Origin of the sequence: Amycolatopsis sp. NPDC059235, from assembly GCF_042754125.1 — a bacterium.
Taxonomy (GTDB): Bacteria; Actinomycetota; Actinomycetes; order Mycobacteriales; family Pseudonocardiaceae; genus Amycolatopsis; species Amycolatopsis albidoflava.
In genome coordinates this window covers 26769-48423 of record NZ_JBHZAG010000035.1, presented here as the reverse complement: position 1 = coordinate 48423, position 21655 = coordinate 26769, and the positions used below count along the sequence as shown (strand labels likewise).

The 21655-nt window shown below is 67.3% G+C and carries 20 protein-coding genes; 7 read left to right on the top strand and 13 right to left on the bottom strand.

What is annotated here, in order from left to right; all coding sequences use genetic code 11:
* Positions 1 to 6: 6 nt before the first annotated feature.
* Genes ACFXI3_RS23050 through ACFXI3_RS23020 form a run of 7 tightly spaced genes read right to left on the bottom strand, consistent with a single transcriptional unit; the run spans position 7 to position 6920 of the window.
* Positions 7 to 765 (bottom strand): SDR family NAD(P)-dependent oxidoreductase, encoded by a 759-nt coding sequence (locus ACFXI3_RS23050; protein WP_378402000.1) that lies wholly within the window; start codon positions 763 to 765, stop codon positions 7 to 9.
* On the bottom strand, positions 762 to 2186 hold the full coding sequence (locus ACFXI3_RS23045; RefSeq protein ID WP_378401998.1) for an aldehyde dehydrogenase family protein: 1425 nt from the start codon (positions 2184 to 2186) through the stop codon (positions 762 to 764). Before ACFXI3_RS23045 ends, ACFXI3_RS23050 begins: the two co-directional genes overlap by 4 nt.
* Positions 2179 to 2946 carry an ATP-binding cassette domain-containing protein gene (locus ACFXI3_RS23040; protein WP_378401996.1) on the bottom strand — a complete coding sequence of 256 codons (768 nt, stop codon included), beginning with the start codon at positions 2944 to 2946 and terminating at the stop codon, positions 2179 to 2181. Before ACFXI3_RS23040 ends, ACFXI3_RS23045 begins: the two co-directional genes overlap by 8 nt.
* Positions 2943 to 3677 carry an ABC transporter ATP-binding protein gene (locus ACFXI3_RS23035; RefSeq protein ID WP_378401995.1) on the bottom strand — a complete coding sequence of 245 codons (735 nt, stop codon included), beginning with the start codon at positions 3675 to 3677 and terminating at the stop codon, positions 2943 to 2945. The genes ACFXI3_RS23040 and ACFXI3_RS23035 overlap by 4 nt, the downstream gene beginning before the upstream one ends.
* A complete protein-coding gene (locus tag ACFXI3_RS23030; RefSeq protein ID WP_378401993.1) occupies positions 3674 to 4489 on the bottom strand; it encodes an ABC transporter permease in 816 nt (271 codons plus the stop codon). Before ACFXI3_RS23030 ends, ACFXI3_RS23035 begins: the two co-directional genes overlap by 4 nt.
* The gene (locus tag ACFXI3_RS23025) at positions 4489 to 5433 is read right to left on the bottom strand and encodes an ABC transporter permease (RefSeq protein ID WP_378401991.1); all 945 of its coding nucleotides are present in this window, start codon (positions 5431 to 5433) and stop codon (positions 4489 to 4491) included. Before ACFXI3_RS23025 ends, ACFXI3_RS23030 begins: the two co-directional genes overlap by 1 nt.
* Positions 5430 to 6920 (bottom strand): ABC transporter substrate-binding protein, encoded by a 1491-nt coding sequence (locus ACFXI3_RS23020; RefSeq protein WP_378401989.1) that lies wholly within the window; start codon positions 6918 to 6920, stop codon positions 5430 to 5432. The genes ACFXI3_RS23025 and ACFXI3_RS23020 overlap by 4 nt, the downstream gene beginning before the upstream one ends.
* A 77-nt stretch (positions 6921 to 6997) precedes the next feature.
* Here ACFXI3_RS23020 and ACFXI3_RS23015 point away from each other — a divergent pair, with 77 nt between their 5' ends.
* Entirely contained in the window at positions 6998 to 7735 is a 738-nt protein-coding gene (locus tag ACFXI3_RS23015) for a FadR/GntR family transcriptional regulator (RefSeq protein ID WP_378401987.1), read from the top strand.
* A gap of 1 nt (position 7736) precedes the next feature.
* Here the strand turns inward: ACFXI3_RS23015 and ACFXI3_RS23010 are convergent, their stop codons facing one another.
* The 4 genes from ACFXI3_RS23010 to ACFXI3_RS22995 all read right to left on the bottom strand — a co-directional run bounded on the left by ACFXI3_RS23010 (position 7737) and on the right by ACFXI3_RS22995 (position 11201).
* Entirely contained in the window at positions 7737 to 8333 is a 597-nt protein-coding gene (locus ACFXI3_RS23010; protein WP_344282190.1) for a class F sortase, read from the bottom strand.
* The gene (locus ACFXI3_RS23005; protein WP_344282193.1) at positions 8333 to 9049 is read right to left on the bottom strand and encodes a hypothetical protein; all 717 of its coding nucleotides are present in this window, start codon (positions 9047 to 9049) and stop codon (positions 8333 to 8335) included. The genes ACFXI3_RS23010 and ACFXI3_RS23005 overlap by 1 nt, the downstream gene beginning before the upstream one ends.
* Before the next feature lie 237 nt (positions 9050 to 9286).
* A complete protein-coding gene (locus ACFXI3_RS23000) occupies positions 9287 to 10318 on the bottom strand; it encodes a PLP-dependent transferase (RefSeq protein ID WP_344282196.1) in 1032 nt (343 codons plus the stop codon).
* Between the two features lie 46 nt (positions 10319 to 10364).
* Positions 10365 to 11201, bottom strand: coding sequence for a LysR substrate-binding domain-containing protein (locus ACFXI3_RS22995; protein WP_378401984.1), 837 nt, complete (start codon positions 11199 to 11201; stop codon positions 10365 to 10367).
* Positions 11202 to 11268: 67 nt separating this feature from the next.
* Between ACFXI3_RS22995 and ACFXI3_RS22990 the strand changes: the two genes are divergently transcribed.
* Entirely contained in the window at positions 11269 to 12135 is an 867-nt protein-coding gene (locus ACFXI3_RS22990; RefSeq protein WP_378401982.1) for an EamA family transporter, read from the top strand.
* Here ACFXI3_RS22990 and ACFXI3_RS22985 read toward each other — a convergent pair.
* A complete protein-coding gene (locus ACFXI3_RS22985; protein ID WP_378401980.1) occupies positions 12089 to 15304 on the bottom strand; it encodes a penicillin acylase family protein in 3216 nt (1071 codons plus the stop codon). The two genes, ACFXI3_RS22990 and ACFXI3_RS22985, sit on opposite strands and share 47 nt — an antisense overlap.
* Before the next feature lie 164 nt (positions 15305 to 15468).
* Here ACFXI3_RS22985 and ACFXI3_RS22980 point away from each other — a divergent pair, with 164 nt between their 5' ends.
* From ACFXI3_RS22980 to ACFXI3_RS22960, 5 genes are all read left to right on the top strand, one after another.
* Positions 15469 to 15843, top strand: coding sequence for an FKBP-type peptidyl-prolyl cis-trans isomerase (locus tag ACFXI3_RS22980; RefSeq protein WP_344282208.1), 375 nt, complete (start codon positions 15469 to 15471; stop codon positions 15841 to 15843).
* A gap of 119 nt (positions 15844 to 15962) precedes the next feature.
* A complete protein-coding gene (locus tag ACFXI3_RS22975) occupies positions 15963 to 16721 on the top strand; it encodes a trypsin-like serine protease (protein WP_344282211.1) in 759 nt (252 codons plus the stop codon).
* A 125-nt stretch (positions 16722 to 16846) separates the two neighbouring features.
* Positions 16847 to 17581 (top strand): S1 family peptidase, encoded by a 735-nt coding sequence (locus ACFXI3_RS22970; RefSeq protein WP_378401978.1) that lies wholly within the window; start codon positions 16847 to 16849, stop codon positions 17579 to 17581.
* Between the two features lie 36 nt (positions 17582 to 17617).
* On the top strand, positions 17618 to 17953 hold the full coding sequence (locus ACFXI3_RS22965; protein WP_378401976.1) for a hypothetical protein: 336 nt from the start codon (positions 17618 to 17620) through the stop codon (positions 17951 to 17953).
* A 120-nt stretch (positions 17954 to 18073) separates the two neighbouring features.
* A complete protein-coding gene (locus tag ACFXI3_RS22960) occupies positions 18074 to 19612 on the top strand; it encodes a hypothetical protein (protein WP_378401974.1) in 1539 nt (512 codons plus the stop codon).
* Here ACFXI3_RS22960 and ACFXI3_RS22955 read toward each other — a convergent pair whose 3' ends face one another.
* On the bottom strand, positions 19613 to 21628 hold the full coding sequence (locus ACFXI3_RS22955) for an NB-ARC domain-containing protein (protein WP_378402047.1): 2016 nt from the start codon (positions 21626 to 21628) through the stop codon (positions 19613 to 19615).
* Positions 21629 to 21655: the final 27 nt, after the last annotated feature.

The window sequence follows — 21655 nt, the reverse complement described above, 5'->3', positions numbered from 1 at the left end:
TCCGATTCACGAAGCGGGTGGGTCAAAGCGGCCGTCGACCGCGGTCCAGCCGCCGTCGACAGCCAGCACGGAGCCGGTGACGAAGGTCGAAGCGTCCGAAGCGAGGTACACGACGGCGCCGGCCAGTTCGTCCGCGCGCGCCCAGCGGCCGAGCGCGCCCTTCTGGGCATAGGCGTCGTACCAGTCGGGGCGCGCTTTGATCTGTGCGGTCAACGGCGTCTCCACAACGCCAGGGGCGATGGCGTTGACGCGTACGCCGGACGGTCCGAACTCGGCGGCGGCAGTGCGGAAGAGCTGCACCAAGCCGCCTTTCGTTGCTGCGTAGGGGCCTTGACCGGGTTCGACGGTGGTACCGCGGATCGAGGAGAAGCCGATGATGCTTCCCCGGCCCTGCTCGACCATCGGCGCGCCGAACGCGCGCAGCACCTCGAAGGCGACGCCCAGATTCAGCTCCACCACGCGGTCGAACTCTTCACGCGTGTAGTCCAGCAGCCGTTTCCGGACGTTCGTGGCGGCGGTCAGCACGACGGCGTCCAGCGGTCCCAGGTCGGTGGCAGCGGAAGCGATGGCCCCGGGCGCAAGCAAGTCGATCTCGTACGCCTCGCCGACGCCTGTCTCCCTAGCCGCGGCAAGGTCTCGGTCGGCGCAGATCACCGACGCACCGTGCGCGTCCAAGGCTCGGGCGGCCTCGCGGCCGATCCCGCTGCCCGCGCCGAGCACGACGGCGCGGCGGCCGTCCATGCGGAACAGTCCGGCGTAGTTCACGGGCGCAGCACCGCCATCCTGGTCACAGTCAGCTCTTCGACGGCGAATCGCGGCCCCTCGCGGCCGATCCCGGAGTCCTTGACCCCGCCGTACGGCATCGTGTCGGACCGGAAACCCGGCACCTCGTTCACCACTACCCCGCCGACCTCCAACTCGTCCAGCGCCCGGAACGCGGTCTTCAGCGAGCGGCTGTACACGCTCGCGTGCAACCCATACCGCGACGCGTTGACCGCGGCGAACGCTTCGTCCACATCGGACACTGTGCGCAGGCAGACCACCGGGCCGAAGATCTCCTCGTCCCAGCATTCGACGCCGTCCGGAACGTCCGCGAGCACCGTCGGCTCCAGCACGCCCTCACGAACGGAGCCACCGGCCAGCAGCTGAGCGCCTGCCGCGATCGCTTTGTCGACCCATTCGGCGACCCGGGCGGTCGAGCGTTCGTCGATCAGCGCGGACACCCTCGTGGTAGCAGAACGCGGATCACCAACGGTCACTTCGCCGAGCCGCGCGAGCACCTTGTCGGTGAATTCCGCGGCCACCGAAGACACCGCCAGCACGCGTTGTACGGAAATGCAGGCCTGACCGGACGCATAGAACCCACCGCGCAGCACGGCATCGGCGGCAGCGTCGAGGTCAGCATCCTCGGCGACCACCAGCGCGGCGTTCGAGCCCAGCTCCAGCAGGGTCTTCGTCGGCGCGGCGTCGCGGGCGATCCGGTGGCCGACGGCGGCCGAGCCGGTGAACGACACCGCACCGACCCGCCGGTCCGTGACCAGCGCCGATCCGACCGAAGCGTCTCCGGTCACCAGCTGAACCATCGCGGGAAGATCGGTCAGCGAGCGGACCAGGTGCACCAGCCACAGCGTCGCCAACGGGGTTTGCGGCGCGGGCTTCACCACCACCGGACAGCCGGCGGCGATCGCGGGCGCGACCTTGTGCGACGCGAGCAGCAGCGGGTAGTTGAACCCGGCGATCCCGACGACCACGCCAATCGGCTTGCGCTTCCAGAACCCGACCAGCCCGTCCCCGGACGGCAGCAGATCGAGCGGCACGGTTTCGCCGTGCAGCCGCGACACTTCCTCGGCCGCGGCCTCCCAAGTGACAATCGTCCGCGCGACCTCCACCTGGCAGTCGACCAGCGGTTTCCCCGTCTCCAGCACGAGAAGCCGCTCAAACTCCTCGCGACGCTCGCGCACCGCCGAAGCCACTTCGTTCAACAACGCCCGACGGGTCCGCGAAGGCAGCGAAGCAACTTCGTGAGCCACCGCTACTGCTTCATCGATGGCCCGCGAAGCCAACGAAGCCGTGCCGACCGGAGCGGTGCCGACCACGCTGCCATCGTAGGGAAACACGACGTCCGCGGTATCCACTGTGGACACCCAGCCGGGACCGATCGGCAGGCCGTCCGGGTAGTCAGGCATCCGTTTCTCCCTTCAGCCGGGCCAGCTCGGTCCGCAGATTCGGCGCGGCGGCCAGCAGTTCCCGGGTGTACTCGTGCTCCGGTTCGGCGTAAACCTGCTCGACCGCACCGATTTCCACGATCTCCCCGCGCCGCATCACCGCGACGCGATCGCACACGTGCCGCACCACGCCGAGGTCGTGCGAGACGAAAATCAACGTCAGCGAGAACTCGTCCACCAGCCGGGCCAGCAGGTCCAGGATCTGCGCGCGCACCGAAACGTCCAGCGCGCTCACCGGTTCGTCCGCGATCAGCACACTCGGGTTCGGCGCGAGCGCGCGGGCGATCGAGATCCGCTGCCGCTGCCCGCCGGAAAACTGGTGCGGATACCGCGTCGCCGCGTCCTCAGGCAGCCCGACGGCGGTCAGCAGCTCGGCCACCCGCGCCGGCGACCGGCGGCCGAGCGGTTCGGACACGATGTCCCGCACGCGCATCCGCGGGTCAAGCGAGCCCATCGGGTCCTGGAAGACGATCTGCATTTCCCGGCGCAGGAACCGCAGCTTCCGCTCGGGCAGCGAATCGATCCGCTTCCCCTGGAAGGACACCGTGCCCGCAGTCGGTCGATCCAAAGCAGCGAGCAACCGCACCAACGTGGACTTCCCGGAGCCGGATTCGCCGACGATCCCGAAGCGCTCACCAGCGGAAACATCGAAACTCAAGCCACGCAACGCATGCACGTCCCGCCGCGTATACCGCCGCTCCAAATCCCGTACGGAGATCATCGCGCGCCCTCCAGATCAGAAGCCGCGAGCAACCGCTGCGTGTAGGAATGCTTGGGCGCGGTCAGCACCTCCCGTGTCGAGCCATGCTCCACAATGGACCCGTCGAGCATCACGAGCACCCGGTCGCACATCTGCGCCACCACCGCCAGATCGTGCGTGATGAACAGCAACGAACTCTCCGCCGACAATCGCTCGCGAATCAGGCCGAGGATCTGCGCCTGCACGGTGACGTCCAGCGCGGTGGTCGGCTCGTCGCAGATCAGCAGCGCCGGGTCGTTGGCCAGCGCGATCGCCAGCACCACCCGCTGCCGCTGCCCGCCGGACAGCTGATGCGGATACGCCCGCGCGACCCCCGGCAACCCGACCGCGGCCAGCAGTTCCTCCGCCGGACGCCCGCGGCGGCCGTGCACCCGGAACGGCTCGGTGACCTGCCGTCCGATCCGCATCGCCGGGTTCAGCGCGGTCATCGGCTCCTGGAACACCATCGCCATCCCGTTGCCGCGCAACCGGGACAGCTCCTTTTCGGACGCGCCGAGCAACTCCCGGCCGTCGAGCCGCACCGAGCCGGTGGCCGACAGTTCTTCCTGCAGCAGGCCCAGCACGGACAGCGCGGTGAGCGATTTCCCGGACCCGGATTCGCCGATCAACCCGACCCGCTCGCCCGCGCCCAACTCGAACGAAACCCCGCGCACGAGGTCCGCGACCCGCAGGTTTTCCACCGTCAGCGTCATACCCGCGCCGCCAATCGGGGGTCGAGACGGTCGCGCAGACCGTCGCCGAGGAGGTTGAACCCGAGCACTGCCACCGCGATCGCGACGCCCGGCACCAGCGCGAGCCGCGGATGCGCGGTGAGCAATTCCTGGGATTCCTGCAGCATCCGGCCCCACGACGGCGTCGGCGGCCGCGTGCCGAACCCGAGAAACGACAGCGCCGCCTCGGCCAGCACCGCGATCGCGAACGATACCGAGGCCTGCACGATCAGCAGCCCGCCGATGTTCGGCAACACGTGTGACCAGGCGATCCGCGTCCGCGACCGGCCGCCGGCACGGGCGGCCAGCACGTATTCGCTGCTCATCACCTGCAGCGAGCCGGACCGCGCGATCCGGGCGAACGACGGGATGGTCGCGATGCCGATGGCGACCATCGCGGTGAGCGTGTCCGCACCGAAGACTGCGCCGAACATGATCGCCAGCAGCAGCGCGGGAAACGCGAGCACCAGGTCGTTCACCCGCATCACGAACTCGCCGAGCCACCGCGGCGCCATCGCCGCCAGCACGCCCAGCGGCGTGCCGATGACCGCCGCGATGCCGACCGCGACAACGCCGACGTACAGCGTGGTCCGCGCGCCGACGAGGATCTGGCTGAAGACGTCGCGGCCGAATTTGTCCGTGCCGAACACGTGCTCGGCCGAGAAGCCCAGCAGCCGGTCCGCCGCGTTGACCTGCACCGGGTCGTACGGCGTCCAGACGAACGACACCAGCGCGGCCAGCACGACGAGCGCGACCAGCGTCCCGCCGAGCAGGAGATTTCCGTTGCGGCGCATCAGGACCCCCGCAGTCTCGGGTCGAGCACCGAATACAGCACGTCGACCACGAAGTTCACCAGCAGCACCCCGGCCACCAGCACCAGCACGATCCCTTGCACCGTCAGCAGATCGCGCTGCGCGACCGCGTCCAGCAGCATGCTGCCGAGGCCGGGCAGCACGAACACCCGCTCCACCACGACCGCGCCGATCAGCAGCGTCGTCAGCTGCAGCCCGAGCACGGTGACCACCGGGACGGACGCGTTGCGCAGCCCGTGCCGAAACAGCGCCTGACCAGGCAATAGACCCTTGGATCGGGCGGTGCGGAGGTAGTCCTGGCCGAGCGTGTCGAGCACGGCCGAGCGGACGTACCGCGTGAGCACCGCGCCCTGCACCAGACCAAGCGACAACGCCGGAAGGATCAGTCCGCGCAGGAACTCGCCCGCATTCTGGTCCGGCGGCGTCCATCCGCCGCTCGGCAGCCAGCGCAGCTGTACGGCGAAAATCTGCACCAGGATGATGCCCGCGAGGAACGCCGGGATCGCGACGCCGACCTGCGACAGCCCGGAAACCGCGACACCACTGGCCTTCCGGTGCCGCACCGCGGCGAACGCGCCGGCGGGCAACGCGATCACCAGCGCGACGATCATTCCCGCGCCGACCAGCCACAACGTGACGCCGAGCCGGTCCACCAGCTGCGGGCTGATCGCCTCGCGCGTGACGTACGACCGGCCGAAGTCGCCGTGCAGCACTCCGCCCATCCAGCTCAGGTATTGCTCGATCAGCGGCCGGTCGATGCCGAATTCGGCGCGGGTCTTCGCGAGCAGCTCCGGGGTCGCGTTGACACCCAAAGCGACCTGCGCCGGATCGCCCGGCAGCACTGCCATGAACAGGAACACCACGATGGACGCCACGAACAGGCTCACCGCGAACACGGCCACCCGCCGCAGCACGCGCGCGGTCATGCCGGCCACACCGCGGTCAGGTCGAACGACTCGCTGACCTGGTTGCGCGCGAGCCCGGTCACCTTCTTCTTGGCGACCACGACGTTCGGGAACAGGAACAGCCAGTCCGCGGCCGCGTCGGTGTTCAGCTGCCGCGCGACCTCCTTCATGTCGCTCACCTGCTCCTGCGGCGTGCCGCTGTCCGCCGCGGCGAGCAGTTGCTGCACGCGTTTGTTGTCGTAGCCCCAGTAGTACTTGGGTTTTCCGAACGTCGAGATGTCGCGGGCTTCGACGTGCTGGATGATCGACAGGTCGTAGTCGTGGTCGGTGAAGACCTGTTTGAGCCACACCGCCGGGAAGTCGAGCGGCTCGATCGTCGCGGTGACGCCGACGTCCGCCAGCTGCGATTGCACCACCTGCGCCGCCGACACCGCGTACGGCAGGTTCGGGATCCGCAGCCGCAGCTTGAGATCGTGCACCCCCGCCTCAGCAAGCAGTTGCTTCGCCTTCGCCGGGTCGTAGGAATAGACCTTCGACAGATCCTCGTACCACGGGTCGGTGGGCGGAACCATGCTGCCGATGAGCGTGCCGCGACCGCTGAAGACCAGGTCCAGCACGGCTTTCCGGTCGATGGCGTAGGTGAGCGCGCGCCGGACGCGCACGTCGTTCAGCGGCGCGCGACGGCCGTTGAACGCCAGCGTGACCTCGCTGTTCGTGGTGCCCTGCTGCACGGTGAACCGGTCGTCGCCCTGGAACTGCGGGATCGAATCGGCCGACGTGAGGTTGGAGATCACGTCGATTCCGTTGGACAGCAAGGCGTTGTTGAGCGCGGTCGGATCGGCGAAGTACTTGAGCACCACCGTGCGATACGCCGGCTTCCGGCCCCAGTACTGCGGGTTCTGGCGCAGCACAATGGAATCGCCACGGCGGCGCGAAGCCACCTCGTACGGTCCGGTGCCGACCGGATGGTTCGCCAGATCCGCGACGCCGGTCGGGCTGAACATCGCGCCGAGGCGGCTGGTGAGGCTGAACAGCCAGCCGTTGCTGGGCTTCGACAGCACCACGCGAGCGTGATCCGGCGCGACGACTTCGACGTGATCGACGACGTCCATCGCCGATTTGAGCGAGATCGTCCAGTCGGTCTTCACCCGCATCAGCGAGAACTGGACGTCGGAGGCGGTGAACGGCGCACCGCCTGCGAACTTCACGCCCTGTTGCAGCTGGAAGTCGTACGTCTTGCGGTCCGGGCTGATCGTCCAGGACTTCGCGAGCAGCGGCACGATCCGGCCCTGCGGATCGAGCTTCACCAGGCCCTCGTAGACGTTGTAGAGCAGCGCCTGCGGGATGGCCACGCCGTCGGAACGGGTGAAGTCGAAGTTCGCCGGCTCCGCCGTGTACCCGACGGAAAGCGTGTCCGGACCTGGGGAAACACTCGCGCTGGAGCCTGCCGAGCAGCCGGATGTCACGAGCAGCAGCGCCAGTGCCACCGCAGTGCTCCGGGCTTTCATTCCGCCTCCTGCTCAGTACACTGGTCAGACCAGTAACTCTGACAGCAGACTCGCATCCGGCAGACACCGAGGTCAAGATGAAGTTCGAACCGGTGGCTCCGGTCCGCGCCTACGAGCGGATCGTCGAGCAGATCGAGGAGGCCGTGGTGAGCGGCCGCCTCAAACCCGGTGACCGGCTGCCCGGGGAACGGGAGCTGATGACGCAGTTCGGCGTCGGCCGCTCGACCGTGCGCGAGGCGCTGCGGGTGCTGCAGGCCGCCGAGCTGATCCGGTCGCGACCAGGCGATCCGCGCGGGCCCGAGGTGCTGGCGGCTTCGCCGGGCGCGTTGCACCGGTCGATGCACCGGCTGGCGCGGGCGGACCACGTCGGACTGGCGGAACTGCTGCAATTCCGGATGGTGCTGGACGGATCGTCGCACCTGCTGGCCGCGGAACTGCGCACCACCGAGGATTTGACCGCGCTCGACACCGCGCTGGAAGGAATGGCGACAGCGGACGGATACGCCGAATTCAGCCGCGCGGACGTCGCATTCCACGACGTGATTGCCCAAGTGTCGCGGAATCCGCTGTTGGTAGTCAGCGGAGAAGTGGTCCGCGGGGTGGTGCTGGAATTGATCGAGGACAAACTCAGCCACGCCAACGACCGCGGCACGCTGATGCGCTCGTGGCTGCGGCACCACGAAGAGGTGCTGAACGCGATCCGCGCCGCCGACGGGAAGTCGGCGGCGCGGCTGGCGCGTCAAGCGCTGTATGACAACTACGCGGAATACGTGCCGAAGGACCAGCGCACGCTGCTCACTCCGCTGCTGACCTGAGTCAGGAGACCAGGTTCGCGTACACCACGATGTTGTCCTTGTAGCTGTGCTCGGCGTGGTCGAACACGCCGCCGCAGGTGATGATGCGCAACTGCGGCTTGTCCGTGTTGCCGAAGACGGCCTGCGTCGGGAACGTGTCCTTGGGGACCTGTTCCTTGCGGTCCACCACGAACTTCAGCTTCTTGCCGTCGCTGCGTTCGACGTCGACCTCGTCGCCCGGGTTCACGTCCTTGAGCTTGTAGAAGATCCCCGGCTTGTGGTCGCCGTCGACGTGCCCGAGCACGATCGCCGGGCCCACGTCGCCCGGCACCGGCGAAAGCCGGTACCACGCGGCCTGCATCGGGTTCTTCACCGACGGGACCGAGATCTGCCCGTCCTTGTTCGGCATCACCGTGATCAGCGTCGACTTCGCGCCGATCTTCGGGATCTCGACCGACGTCGGCCGCAGTCCGCTGAACGGCTTGGTCACCGGGACCGCCGCGCTGGCCGGGGCCTGCGCGGCCGGAGCCGCCGGGGCGTCCGAACCGCACGCGCTCAGCGAGAGGGAGAGGAGCAGGGCGCCCGCGACGGCGGCACCCTGCCCGAACTTCCTGGACATCAGGCGGCCATGCCCCCGAAGCCGGTCTCAACGCCGCGCTTCGGCGTGTACTTCACCTGCGAGTTGCCGTGTCCGCCGGTGGTGCCGGCCGAACCCGCGCCCGCGCCGCCCGCCGGGGGAACCTTGCCGTCGTCGGTCTTCTTGCCGCCGCAGGTCCAGACCGCGCGCACGGTGCCGCTGTCGAAGGTGACACCCTCGTGGCGCTTGACGATCCACGACCAGTAGCGGCCGTCGGTCTCGTCCTGCTGCGGGCCCTCGACGATGTCGAAGTCGTTGGAGTGCAGGCCGGTCGGCTCGCCGGCGGCGCACGCGATCTCGATGTAGCCGTAGCCGTCGTCGAGGTCGAGGCCCCAGCCGGTGTCGTCGACGTACGGCGGCTCCTCCGGAGTGGAGGTCGACGAGGTCGGCGTGGTCGGCTTGCTGGTGTCGGTCGGCTTGCCGGTCTCAGTCGGCTTGCCCGTCTCGGTCGGCTTGCCGGTCTCGGTCGGCTTGCCCGTCTCAGTCGGCTTGCCCGTCTCGCTGGGCTTGCCCGGCTCGCTCGGCTTGCCGGTCTCGCTGGCCGGAGGCTGCGAGGTGGGAGCCGTCTCGCTCGTGGTGGCCGGAGCCGAGGCGGAGGGTTCCGGCGCGGTCTCCGCGTTCGCGGCGGGCACGACGGCAAGGCTGATCAGGGCGCCCGCGAGCACAGCGCCCGCGAGTCTGCCCAGGGTCTTCTTCAAGATGATTACCCCTCTGAGGAAAAGCGCGATGACCCCCACCGCGCCCGCTGATCCTGCCGAAGATTCAGCCCATAGGGGTAACCCTTTAGCTGGTGATTAATGACACGAGGGAAAGACGTAACGAACGCCTTGTCGACGGCGATGATTTCGCCCGATTGCCGGGAATCCGGCTTGTCGTGCCCATACCGTAACAGTTGCCGGGCAACCCGCACAGCCCTCGTTAAAGAATGGCGGAAATCAGCCGAGTGCGGTCAGCAAATCCCGCCACAGGTCCTCCGGATCCTCCAGCCCGACGGAAAACCGGATGAGCCCCGGCGGCACGCGCTCCTCGCCGGGAAGCCACGCACGCCGCTCCATCAGGCTTTCTACCCCGCCGAGGCTCGTCGCCGGCCGGATCAGCCGGACGGTCGCGCACACCTTGTCGGCGGCATCGGCGCCGTCCACCTCGAACGCCACCATCATCCCGAAACCGGGGTAGCGAACCTTTGTTACCGCCGGGTGTTCCGCCAACCGGGACACCAGCAACTCGGCGGTGCGCGTTTGCTCGGCGAGCCGCACCGGAAGCGTCCTCAATCCGCGTAACGCAAGCCACGTTTCGAGCGCACCCGGCGTCGCACCGACCCGAGTCCGCGCCGCACGAAGCTCGTCCACAATGTTCTGCTCGGCTGCGACCGCGACGCCGAGCAGAAGATCGCTGTGTCCGCCAATGAGCTTCGTGGCGCTGTGCACGACGATGTCCGCGCCGAGCGACAGTGGTTGCTGATGCAGCGAAGTCGCGAAGGTGTTGTCGACGACTACGCGTCCCCTTGTGCCGCGCGCGATGGTTTCGATGTCCATCACGTCGAGCGTCGGATTGGTCGGCGATTCGAGCCACAACAGATCGGCGTCGCAGTCGAGCCACGCCTGCGTGTCCGTCGGCTCCAATTCGGTGACCGTGAGGCGACCGATCTCCTGCGCGTGCTTCAACGCTCCGCGCGTGACGGCGTAACTGAAAGACGGAACCGCAACCGTCGACCCCACCGGCAACGAATCCAGCACCGCGGACAACGTGGCAACGCCCGACGCGAAGGCGACCGCCGTGCCACCCTCGAGCGACCCGACGACCTCCTCGAAAGCAGCCCAGGTAGCCGTGCCGTCGGAACGCGCGTACACCGCGTCGCCACCGGCCTCGAAGGTGCTCGTCGCAACGATCGGCGTAGTCAGCGGCTCGCCAGGGCCGTGCGGCCGACCCGCCGCGATCGCGCGGGTCCGCGGAGTCCAGTCGTCCATGCGGACACGGTAACTTCGCGACCGTCTGAACGGCAGGCGACGAATATCACCAGGTGGTCAGGTGTTCCACAAAGTGGACGACATCCTGATCGGCGGGCCGGTAATGCAGGGAGACGGCCCGGAACAGCCGCGGTTCCAGCGGCCGGACCACGACGCCGGGCGGCGGCGGATCCGGCAACGCCATCGCGGGCGCGACCCCGGCGGTAATCCCGGCGGCGGCCATCGCGACCACCGTCCCGACGTCGCGAACCACATGGTCGGGCCGCCATTCGACTCCGTGCGCCGCGAACCCCTCTGCCAAGGCGGGCCCGCACGTTCCGCCGGGATCAGCGACCCCGAGCCGGATCAACTCAGCAAGCCGGATCCGTTCCCGACGGCTGGCCGGATGCTCCTTCGGCACTACGGCAAGGAATTCGTCGTCGATTACCCGCTGCGAATCCGGTCCGGGCTGGGTGGTCACAGCGAGATCGATGGTTCCGTCGGCTAGCCAAGCGAGGAGTTCGTCGTCCTCGCCCTGCAAGGTGAGCACCTCACTTCGCGGCCAATCCTGTCGCAGCCGCTGCACTGCCGTCGGTACGAAACGCACCAACGCGCTCGCGACCGCGCCTACCCGCAGCGTCGGCGCGCGAACGTCCGCGGCGAGATCGCTGATCGCCTGCAACCCACCCAGCACTGACGATGCATGCGTCGCCACCGCGCGCCCAAGTTCGGTGAACCCAGCTTCTCCGCGGTGTACGACCGGTCCGCCGAGCGCACTTTCCAACGCGGCAATCGCCCGGCTGACCGCCGACTGCGTCCGCCCCAATGCCTGCCCGGCGCGGGTGAAACTGCCGTGCTCCCCCACCGCGAGCAAGGCTTCGAGTTGAGCCACCGTCACGTCCACCGCCTGATGATCTCACCGCATCCGGGAGATGACGAGAAGTTGTTGGACGCATAACCGCAGGTGAGCTGTGCTGAAGTACATGGTCTATCTCGCGCTGGCGGGCCTCTGGCTGTGCTGGGGAACGTCGTTTCCCGCGATGCGAGTCATGGCGCACACCCTGCCGCCACTGTCAGCTTCCGGCACCGCATTTCTCGCCGCGGGTCTGGCGCTACTCGCGCTCCGGCCAACGGCGTTGCGCGGCTTGCACTTCCGGCAGATCGCCGCCGCCGCGACGACCGGTATCTGCCTGCTCGGCGCGCAAGGCACCGTGGCACTAGCCGAACGCACGACCTTCGCCGGAACCGCCGCGCTGGTGGTCGCCGCGCTTCCGCTGTGGGTAACCGTGCTGAACGCCGCGTTCGGCGAACGCCCGAGCCGAGCAGGTTTGCTGCGAGTGCTCGTTGGTTTCTCCGGCGTCGCCCTGCTGACCGGCGCGCAGGCCAACCCATGGACCTTCGTCGTAGCCGCGGCCGGTTTCGTCTGGGCGATCGGCACTGTCCTGACCGCCCGCACAATCAACCTCCCCGGGCCATACGCGACCACCACCGTGCAATTGCTGAGCGGCGGAACCGTCCTCCTCACCGTCGGCGTGGCAACCGGCGAAGTGGTCGACCAGCCCACCACTGCTTCCTGGCTGGCGCTCAGCTACCTCGCCCTGGTCGATTCGCTGGCCGGTTTCGGCCTCTACACCTGGCTCCTGCGCACGACCTCCGCCGCGCTAGTCAGCACCTACGCCTACGCCGTCCCCATCCTCGCCTGCCTGATCAGCGTCCTGTTCATGAAAGAACCGCCCCGGCCGATCATGCTGGCCGGAGCGGTTCTCGTCATCACGTCAGTAGCAGCAGAACTCAGTGCGCGTAAACCTCGAACTCATACAGCGAATACCCGTACTTAGTCCCGCGCGAGACCCCCTGCATCCGAACGAATCGCGCGTCCGAAGGCGCGAACGACACGTTGTCCACCCCGCCGTTCCCGTCCGTCACCACTGCGGCGTCATGCCAGTCGGTGCCGTCCGTGGACAGCTGGATCTTGTATCCCTTCCCGTACGCCTTCTCCCACGACAGCACCGCCCGCGAAACCTGCTGCACCGAGCCCAGATCCACGGTGATCGACTGGTTGTCGCTCCAATCGCTCGCCCAGCGCGTACCCGCGTTGCCGTCGACCGCGTTCGAAGCGGGCGAGTTGTAGAAGCCGGTTTCCGCGCTGGAGGCGTTCACCGGCTTGCCCGCCGCGAGGTTCGAGACGTTGTCCCCGCGATGCGCGGGATACTCCACGACCTGCTGGAACGTCGGCCGGTTCTGTGTGCTGATCTTGCCGTGCCCGATGCCGCCCAGCGGACGCTGGACGATCGAGTCGGCGCACCACTGGTCGCCCGCCGAGCAGTCGCTGTCGCCGGGGTACACGGTGTTCGCCGGTTGACCGGCGGCCGTGGTCAGCGAGTCGACCAGCGTCTGCCGGCACGCGGTCAGGTCGCCGCCGCCGCAGAACTTCGCGCCGAGCGGGCCTGCCACCGGCTGTCCGAGCACGGTGCGGAGGTCCTTGCTGGCGTAACCCCACCAGCCGTGCTGGTAGGCCGAACCCTGGTGCGGCTGCCCGACGTGCTTGCCCGGCGTCTCGTTCTGGAAGCCGGACGGGCTTTCGTTGATCTGCAGCACGTTCGTCATCGCGCCGAACGCGTCGTCGCCCATCGACGGCTTGAACTCGCCGGTGACCAGCAGCGGCCACCACGCGTCCATGATCCGGATCGCGTCGGCGTCGTTGTAGGTCTTGCTGCCGGGGCTGGACTCGACGCGCTGGTGTCCGTGCTCCATCCACGTCTTCAGCTTCGCCTCGGCGTCCGCGGCGGCACCGGTGAGCGGGGCCTTGTCGAGCACCTGCAGCAGCAACGGCAGCACCTTTTCCGCCCGCAGGTCGGCCAGTGCCGCGTCCTCCATCGCCTGGGTCAGGTTGACCCGAGTCACCTTGGTGCCGCTGGAAAGCAGGCCCTTGACCCGCGCGTCGAGCAAATCGGCGCGGTGCACTGCGGACTTGTCCGCGCCGCCGGAGGCGTAGCCGTTGGATTGCGCGTTGTTCCAGCTGACGTAGTAGTCCTGGTTCACCGACTGCGGATGCTGGGACGCGGGCGTGTAGTCGGCCTTGTTGCCCACCGGGTTCCAGCCCTTCCAGTCGAAGCCGCGATCGCCCCACGCGGGCATCGTCGGGTCCACAGTGGAATTGCGCACCGGGTTCGCGCCGGAGTTGAAGTACGCGATGTCCTTCGAATCGGCGTAGAACCAGTTGAAGGTGAAGTTGACGTCGTTAGCGGCGCGCTGGAAGTCCGCGGCCGACTTCACGTAGCCCGGGTCGTTGAACTCCTGGAACCCGATCAGCGAATCCACCTCGTGGAAGTACGAGGACCGCAGCGACGAGTACGCCACCGGCTTCCCGTCCACCGTCGCCCGCGAGGTCACCGGGCCGTACTTCGTGCGGTAGCTGCGCAGTGTGTAGGACCCGGCCGCGGTGCCGTCCGCGACCGTCGGCGACCAGGCGTTCTTGCGCTCCACGGTGTCCATCGGGAGGCATTTGCCCTGGTACAGGTAGTAGTTCGAGTCCTTTGTGGCCGGTTTGCCGCTCGGGTCGCACAGCGGCAGCGCGTAGGTGTCGATGATGTCCTGCGCCGCGGTCGTCGCGCTCCACGAGTAGTCCTGGCCGCGCCCGAGCAGCACGTACATGCTGAGCCCGGCGAACGACGCGCCGCGCGCGCTGATGCCCGGGCCCTGGATTTCCTGCAGCAGCAACAGCTGCGGCGCGAAATACCCGGTCTGCGGACCGAACACGGCGACCGGATGTCCGCTGGCGGTCTTCGCGCCGGAAACCAGCAGCGCGTTGGACATGCCGTGCTTTTCCTTGAGCATGTTGCCCGGCAGCACGCCGTTGTCGAACATGCCGCGCGCGGATTCCTGGTCCTTCGGCGCGGAAACCTTCACCTTCGCTTGCGCGGCGGCGGCCGAACCGGTCTGGTCGAACACGAGCTGCTGATTCGTCACCGAACCCTTGTCCGGCAACGCCGCGCCCTGCGGGTTCGCCGGAGTGTTGCCGTACGGGAAATTCTGCCCGTCGTGCAGGGTCTTCACGGCCTCGGGATCATCCTCGGCGCGCAGGCTCTGCCACACCTTTTCACCCTGCTCGACGCCGTATTTCTCCTGCAGCGCCAGCTTCGCGACCGCGTTCTGCACCTCGCCGCCACCGCCGGCGCCGAACTGCGCGCCGACCACCGACGCGAGCACGACGAGGTCGGTGAGCTTGAACGGTTCGATGGTGCCCGCGTTGGTGATCGCGTCGACGTGCCCGGTGAGCACGTATTCGCCGGGGAAGTACCGGCCGTTGTGCGAATCGGTGATGTATTTGTTGATGCCCTCGATGTACGCCTTCGCGTCGGCGAGCCCCTGCTGGCCGCGCGGACCGCTCGCCGCCACCGCGTCGATCTGCTGCTGCAGCTCGTCCTCGGTGTAGGGCGCGGAGGCGAAGAAAGACTGCTCCAGCTCGCGGTTCGCTTCCGCGCCGCCGGCGTACGACGTCAGCTGGCCGCGCCCGACCCGGCGCATGATGTCCATGAGCCACAAGCGGTCCTGCGCCGCGGCGTATCCCGCGCCGTACTCGGTGCCGGACCGCGTCGTGCCCTGGATGTGCGGGACGCCGGTGGCCTTGTCGCGCGTGATCGTCACGTCGTCGCGCGGTTTCAGCGTGCTCGCGACCTGGTCGGCGGGCACGCCGAAGGACGAGTCGTTGAAGAACTTGCCGATGGTGTCGGTGGTCAGCGTCTTGTATCCGCCCGCAAGGTCGGCGTATTTGCCGAGCTGGTCGTCCGCGTGCCCGGGCTGCGTGCCGAACGCCTTGTTGGCGAGGATCTCGGCGAGCGTCGCGCTGCCGTTCTCGCCCGGCGGAAGGATGTCGTTGCACTGGCCAGCGCAATAGTCGTTGCCGGGCAACGCGGCGGAAGCCGGTGCCGCGGTTCCGATCTGCACTAGCCCGGCCGTGAGCACGGCTACCGCGCCCGCCGCCAGGATTGGGATGCGTCGTCGCATGCCGCAGCTCCGTCCACGAAGGATTCCCCAGGGTGACCCAGCGCACGCTACCGACGAGTAGGACACATGTGAAGAGTTTTCGCGTTTATCCCCTCGTTGGGAGTAGTCGTCCCTGGTAGCGGTCCATCAGGCGCGGCGTTTGACCGATAGGTACGGTGAGCCCCATGAGCGTGGAAAAGCCCCTAGTCGAGCGCCCGGACGGACCGCCGCCCGCCGAGCTGCAGATCAAAGACATCACGGTCGGCGACGGCCCCGAGGCCAAGGCGGGCAATGCCGTCAGCGTGCATTACGTGGGTGTCTCGCACTCCACCGGCGCGCAATTCGACGCCTCTTACGACCGCGGCGCGCCGCTCGAATTCCAGGTCGGCGCGGGCCAGGTCATCCCGGGCTGGGACCAGGGCGTGGCGGGCATGAAGGTCGGCGGCCGCCGCCAGCTCGTGATCCCGCCGCACCTGGCGTACGGCGAACGCGGCGCGGGCGGCGTGATCGCCCCGAACGAAACGCTGGTTTTCGTCGTCGATCTCGTCGGCGTGAGCTGATTCAAGAAAACGCGGGCAGCCGGGCAAGCCCGATCGGGCAGCCCCGGCTGATCCCCCTTTCGGGGGAAACCGGAGACGCCTACGTTCGCATTGAGTAGTCGTCTTCCGGAGGATATTTCATGCGTTTGCGTGCTGCCCTTTCCGCTGCCTTCCTCGCCGCCGGCGCCGCGCTAGCCGTGGCCGCGCCTGCGTCCGCGGTCGCGAACGGCAACGATGTGGCGCCCGGCGAGTATCCGTTCGCGGCCAAGCTGTCCATGCCTGTCATCCCGAAGGCGGACGGCACCACTTATTCGAGCGGATGCTCGGGTTCGCTCATCGCGCCGCAGTGGATCATCACCGCCGGACACTGTTTCCACGACGTCAACCGCAAGCCGGTCTCCGGCCCGGTGCCGTACGGGACTTCCGTGCTTCTCGGCTCGACCACCGACGAACCCGGCAAGGGCGAACGGCGCAACGTCACCGAGGTGCAGCAGGCGGGCGTCAACGACGTCGCGATCGCCAAGCTCGACTCCCCGGTCACCGACATCAAGCCGCTGACCGTCTCGCCCGCCGCGCCGACCACCGGCCAGAAGGTGCTGCTCGCCGGATGGGGCAGCCTCACCGAGGTTTCGCCGAAGCCGTCGGACAAGCTGCAGCAGGGCGAGATGCAGGTCGTCGGCTCGGACGCCACCACCGCGACCATCGTCGGCGTCGCGCCGAAGAAGGACACCAGCGCGTGCAGCTACGACTCGGGCGCGCCGTACTTCGTCGACGACGGCGACCACACCGGCCGCATCATCTCGGTCGAGTCGACCGGCCCGGACTGCCCCCACGCCACCCCGGAGACGACCGCGCGCGTCGACATCCTCAAGGACTGGATCGCCTCGCACACCCAGTGAGGGCAAGTCGCGAGATCGGTCGGTTTTCGTCGCCCATCAAGGGAATTCCGCATCGCGGACGGTGTCGTTAGCGTGGAAGGCCGAGTTCATCGGCGTCCGCCGGTGGCACCGGACGAAGGGACAGAATGCGCGTCCGCGCCGCGATCTCCGCAGCAGTTCTCCTGCCCATCCTCACCGCGAGCCCGGCCTTGGCCGTCGCGAACGGCTCTGACGTCCCAGCAGGCCAATTCGGCTTCGCCGCGAAGCTGAGCATGACCGGAATCCCGCTGCCGAACGGAAGCACGTACTCGAGCTTCTGTTCGGCAGCGCTCGTCGCGCCGCAGTGGATCGTCACCACCGGTCACTGTTTCCACGACGCCAACAAGAACCGGGTGTCCGGCCCGGTGCCGTACCCGACGACGGTGTCGCTGGGCCTGGTCGACGAGACCAAGGAAAAAGGCGTCCAGCGCAAGGTCACGCAGGTCCTGCAAGCGGGACCGAACGACGTCGCGCTGGCGCAGCTCGACAGTCCGGTCCCCGGCATCACGCCGCTCGGCGCGAACCACCTGGTGCCGGGCGTCGGGCAGCAGGTCACGCTGGCCGGCTGGGGCAGCCGGACCGCGCAGAATCCGGTGCCGTCCAAGCAGTTGCAGCAGGGCACGATGAAGATCTCGTCGGTGGGCGGCACGACAGTCGGCATTCACGGCGTCGCGCCGGAAGCGTCCACCAGCGCGTGCACCTACGACACGGGCGCGCCGTATTTCACCGACGGCAAGCTGATCTCGATCGAGAACAACGGCCCGGACTGCCCGCACACCGGCGCGGAAACGACGTCGCGCATCGATGTGATCGCCGACTGGATCGACGAGCACGCGAAGTGAGTACGGTGGAAGGGCCGTCGACCTGAGGAGAGTCGCATGCCCGAGCCGATCTTGACCGCTGTCGCCACCGCGCTGGCCACGAAGGCCGCGACCGGGCTGTACGACCTGGTCAAGCGCAAGTTCTCCGGCAACAGCAAGGCGACCGCGGAACTGGAGGCGGCCACCCCGGAGAATCCGGGCACCGTGACCGCGCTGGCCGAACGCCTCGACGAGGCCAGCCGCCAGGACCCGGAGTTCGGCGCCGCGCTGCGCACCGAGTTCGAGGTGCATCAAGAGGCGCGCAGCGGCGGGGTGACGAATCACGTGGGCACCGTGGCCGAAGGGGCCAAGGTCGTCCAGCTGCGTGACGTACAAGGCAATATCAGCCTCTGAGGCTTTTCGAGCGACCGGCACGGAGCGCGATCGGTAGGATCGCTCTCCGTGCCTTCGTCGTCCTACCCCGTGCCGCCCCGATGGCGCACTGTGCCTACGGAACGGACCCTGCTGGCGGTAGTGCACAACGTCACCGCGGCGACCCGGCTGCTGGACGTCCTGCCGTTGTTCGCCGGGGACCCCCGGGTGCAGGTGGTGTTCACCTGCCCGGATTCGAGCGCGTTCACGCGGGGGACGCAGGAGTACCTCGCCGCGCGCGGGATCCCGCTGGAGCCTTGGGAAGACGTCGTCGCGGAGGACTTCGACTGGGCTTTGGCGGCGAGTTACGGCGGAAAATTGCATGAATTACGCGCTCCGCTGACGGTTTTGCCGCACGGAATGGGTTATAACAAATTCTTGGAAACCGGTGAACAAAAATCGGGATTCGGATCCCGGAAGCCCGTCTTTGGATTATCCGAGCAGTGGCTGATGCATGACGGGAAGGTAATCGCCGAGCATCACGTCCTGTCCCATCCCGAGCAACTCGACCGATTGCGCGAGTACTGTCCGGAGGCCGCTGAACACGCAGTCATCGCTGGCGACTCATGCCTTGACCGGTTACATGCTTCCCAGGGCCTCCGGGAATCCTACCGTCAAGCGTTCGGAGTAGACGGCGGACAGAAACTGGTCTTGCTGTCCTCGACCTGGGGCCCGCAATCACTGTACGGATCCCGCACTGATCTGCCTGCGCGAATTGCACAGCAACTGCCTCTCGACGAATTCACTGTGGTACTCGCCCTCCATCCCAATGTCGGGCAAGGCCACTACCCGTGGCAGTTACAAATGTGGTTGCGGGAATGCGAGAGGGCTGGCGTGATAGTCCTGACGGAGGATGATCTTTGGCAGCCAGCCGCAATCGCCGCAGACGTCGTCATTGGCGACCACGGTTCCGTAACCTACTACTCCGCCTGCCTGGGCACCTCAGTCCTGCTAGCTTCCGCGCCACACGAAGCCGTCGATCCGGGCTCCCCGGTCGCTGCGTTGCTCCGGGCCGCGCCCAAACTGACCGAGCAACCACTGGCTGATCAACTGATCACTGCCACGCAACCTGCTGAACTGGCCGAGCTGACGGCCCTCGCGACCAGCGTTCCGGGGCAGTCAGCCGCTTTGCTTACCGAAATCGGCTACGACGCACTTCGGCTTCCTCCTCCAGAGCAGCCGATCGGATTCACCACAGTCCCGCTGCCTCGAGTCGATCGGCCAGAGCCAGGAGCGCAATGGGTCCAAGTGCAGGACGACGAGGTCACTAGATTCGCTGCGGCATCCGCGATTGCTCACGAGGACGCACTTCTCGTTGTCCACGTGGACGGTCCAGATCCGCGCCTGTTGCGCCATGCCGACATCCTTCTCGGCGAGAGATTCCCCGATCCGGGCCGGTGGATCGCTGTGACACTCAGCGAGTTCCCCGGTTGTGAATGGGCAGCCTGCCCAACGGGTCAAGGGTGGCTAGCAGGAAGCCGTGATGGCGCTGTCGTGTCGTTCGCTGGTACCGACATGCCTCAGTTGGTGCTGGCTGTCCTGCAATCGCGGCATCTGCGGGGCCTAGACTTTCCAGAAGAGTTGCCATTCACGGTGGGCGGATACAAGCGCGAAGTCCACCTGACCGTCCATCACCGGTAGTCACCCGAGTTGCTCTTTCCATACGAGCAGATCTACTGCCTCCGCGGTGTATCCGCGTAGTCGCGCGATGTTCAGCGCATCGTTCGCGTGCGCCTTCGCCACGTCGCGGTAGCCCCGCGCGAGCGCGCTCTCGGCGCGAGACCACAACGCGGCAATCCGTTCGCGGTGCATGCTGAGCTGTTCAGCTACGGGATCCAGCTCAGCCAACATGGCCGCACCTTCCTCGTATGCACCCGCTTCTACCAGTTTCCGACCTCGCCACAGCTGGATCTTCACCGCGTTGTCCGGTTCGTGCCGCAGGGTCCGCGAAGCCTCGTCCAGCAACCTGGCAGCTTCCTCCGGACGGACGACCTTGGCCAAGTGCATCTTGGCAAGGGCGAGCCTGCGCACTTCGTTCATAGCTGCGGCAATCTTGAGGTTGGCTCGGAGATACCGCTCGGCCTGTTCCAACAGCGGTGGTGCGTCATCGGGTCGTCCCTGTTGCCTAGCGAGCAGGCCTGCCTCCAGGCAAACCAACCCTAGGGATTCCAACGCGGACGCCCGTTGGTTCAATGACGCCGCCAGCTCAGCCACCGCGACGAACTGCCCGTGCGCCGCAGCCCACGCTCGTCGCTGTATCTGGGCGAATCCGAGTTGAGTACGAACAAGCTGTTCGGCGAGTACCATCGAGGCAGCATGCGCGGACCGGACTGCCTTCCAGTTCACCGCTGCCATTTCGCTTGCATAGCCGCCATCCTTGTGCAGCGGCCAGAGCGCCATCGCCAGTCGTACTACGCGGTCATACGCGTTCACCCTCCAAGCGGCCTCGGCAGCAGCTATGAGGTTCGCGTGCTCAGCAGCCAGCCATGAACGAGCTTCCGTCGGACCGAGCGAACCTACAGTGAATTCTCGCCACACGCTTTTCGCCCAACCGCGAGGCAACGCGCTCTCCGCGATGGTCAGGCTTTCTGTTGCGTAGTAGTCGATCACGGCAGAAGTCAGCACGTCAGCCTTAGTCGCGGCGTGCTGACGAGCCAGGTCGGCCATCCGGTAGCGACCACGAAATTTCGCGATCAGCTTGATCTCCATCAGCTCCGCCAGCGCACCTTTTATTTCGCGCGGATCCAGGCCGAACACGCCGACAACGGTGTCTACGCGTACATCGCCTTCTCCGGGGTGCCCGCCGAAAAACCGATATACCGCCTTCTCGACTTCGGACAGCAATCCGTAGGCGAAGTCGAACAGAGCAGTCGCCGACGTGCCGATCTGCCGGATCTGCTCCACCATCCATCCCAGCTCCCATGACGGGTACTTCGCGAGCAGCGCACCTGCGACCGAGAGCGCGGTGGCGGATGAGCCACAGATCTGAATCAGTTCGTCCCGATACTTCGGTTCCGCAGTCAATCGTTTCGCGCCCGCCAATGCGGCAAGCATCCCGCGTGCAGCGTCGTCGCTCAGGCAGTCCAGCCGAACGACCCTGGCTGGGTTCTGCACAACCCCAACAGACTCCAGGCCGGTCACAAGTACACACGACCCTGCTCGCGTCGGCACCAACGCGCGCACATCGTCCATGCTCGCCACGTCGTCAACGAGCAACCCGACCCGGTATGGCGCCGTGCAGGCTCGCCACATCGCTGAGCGGGCTTCGAGACTCGCCGGCATCTGGTCTGGCTGGTATCCGAACTGGGACAGCAACTCAGCCAGCACGTCGACCACGGGCCGGTTGCCCAACCGCACGCGGCGCATCCAATCAAATCGACCCCGATGGCGATACAACCAGCAATCGCACAATGTGGTGCGTCCGCTGCCCGGCACTCCCAACACCAGCACGACGGCGACCTGGTCAGCGGCCCCATGGTGTATCCGGGTTAACTCCTCCAATTGGGGCACGCTTCGGTAGTGCAGCGGCGGGGCTTGAAACCTCGACGTCAATGCCAACGCAGCCCGAGCCGGACCTTCGAAAGACACGTCTCCGTACACGTCACGGAGGAAGGAGGGGCTGCCCGGCCCCTCGCCGAAGTTGCTCCCGCCGCACATCGTTCCCCCGATAACTGGTCCCGACCA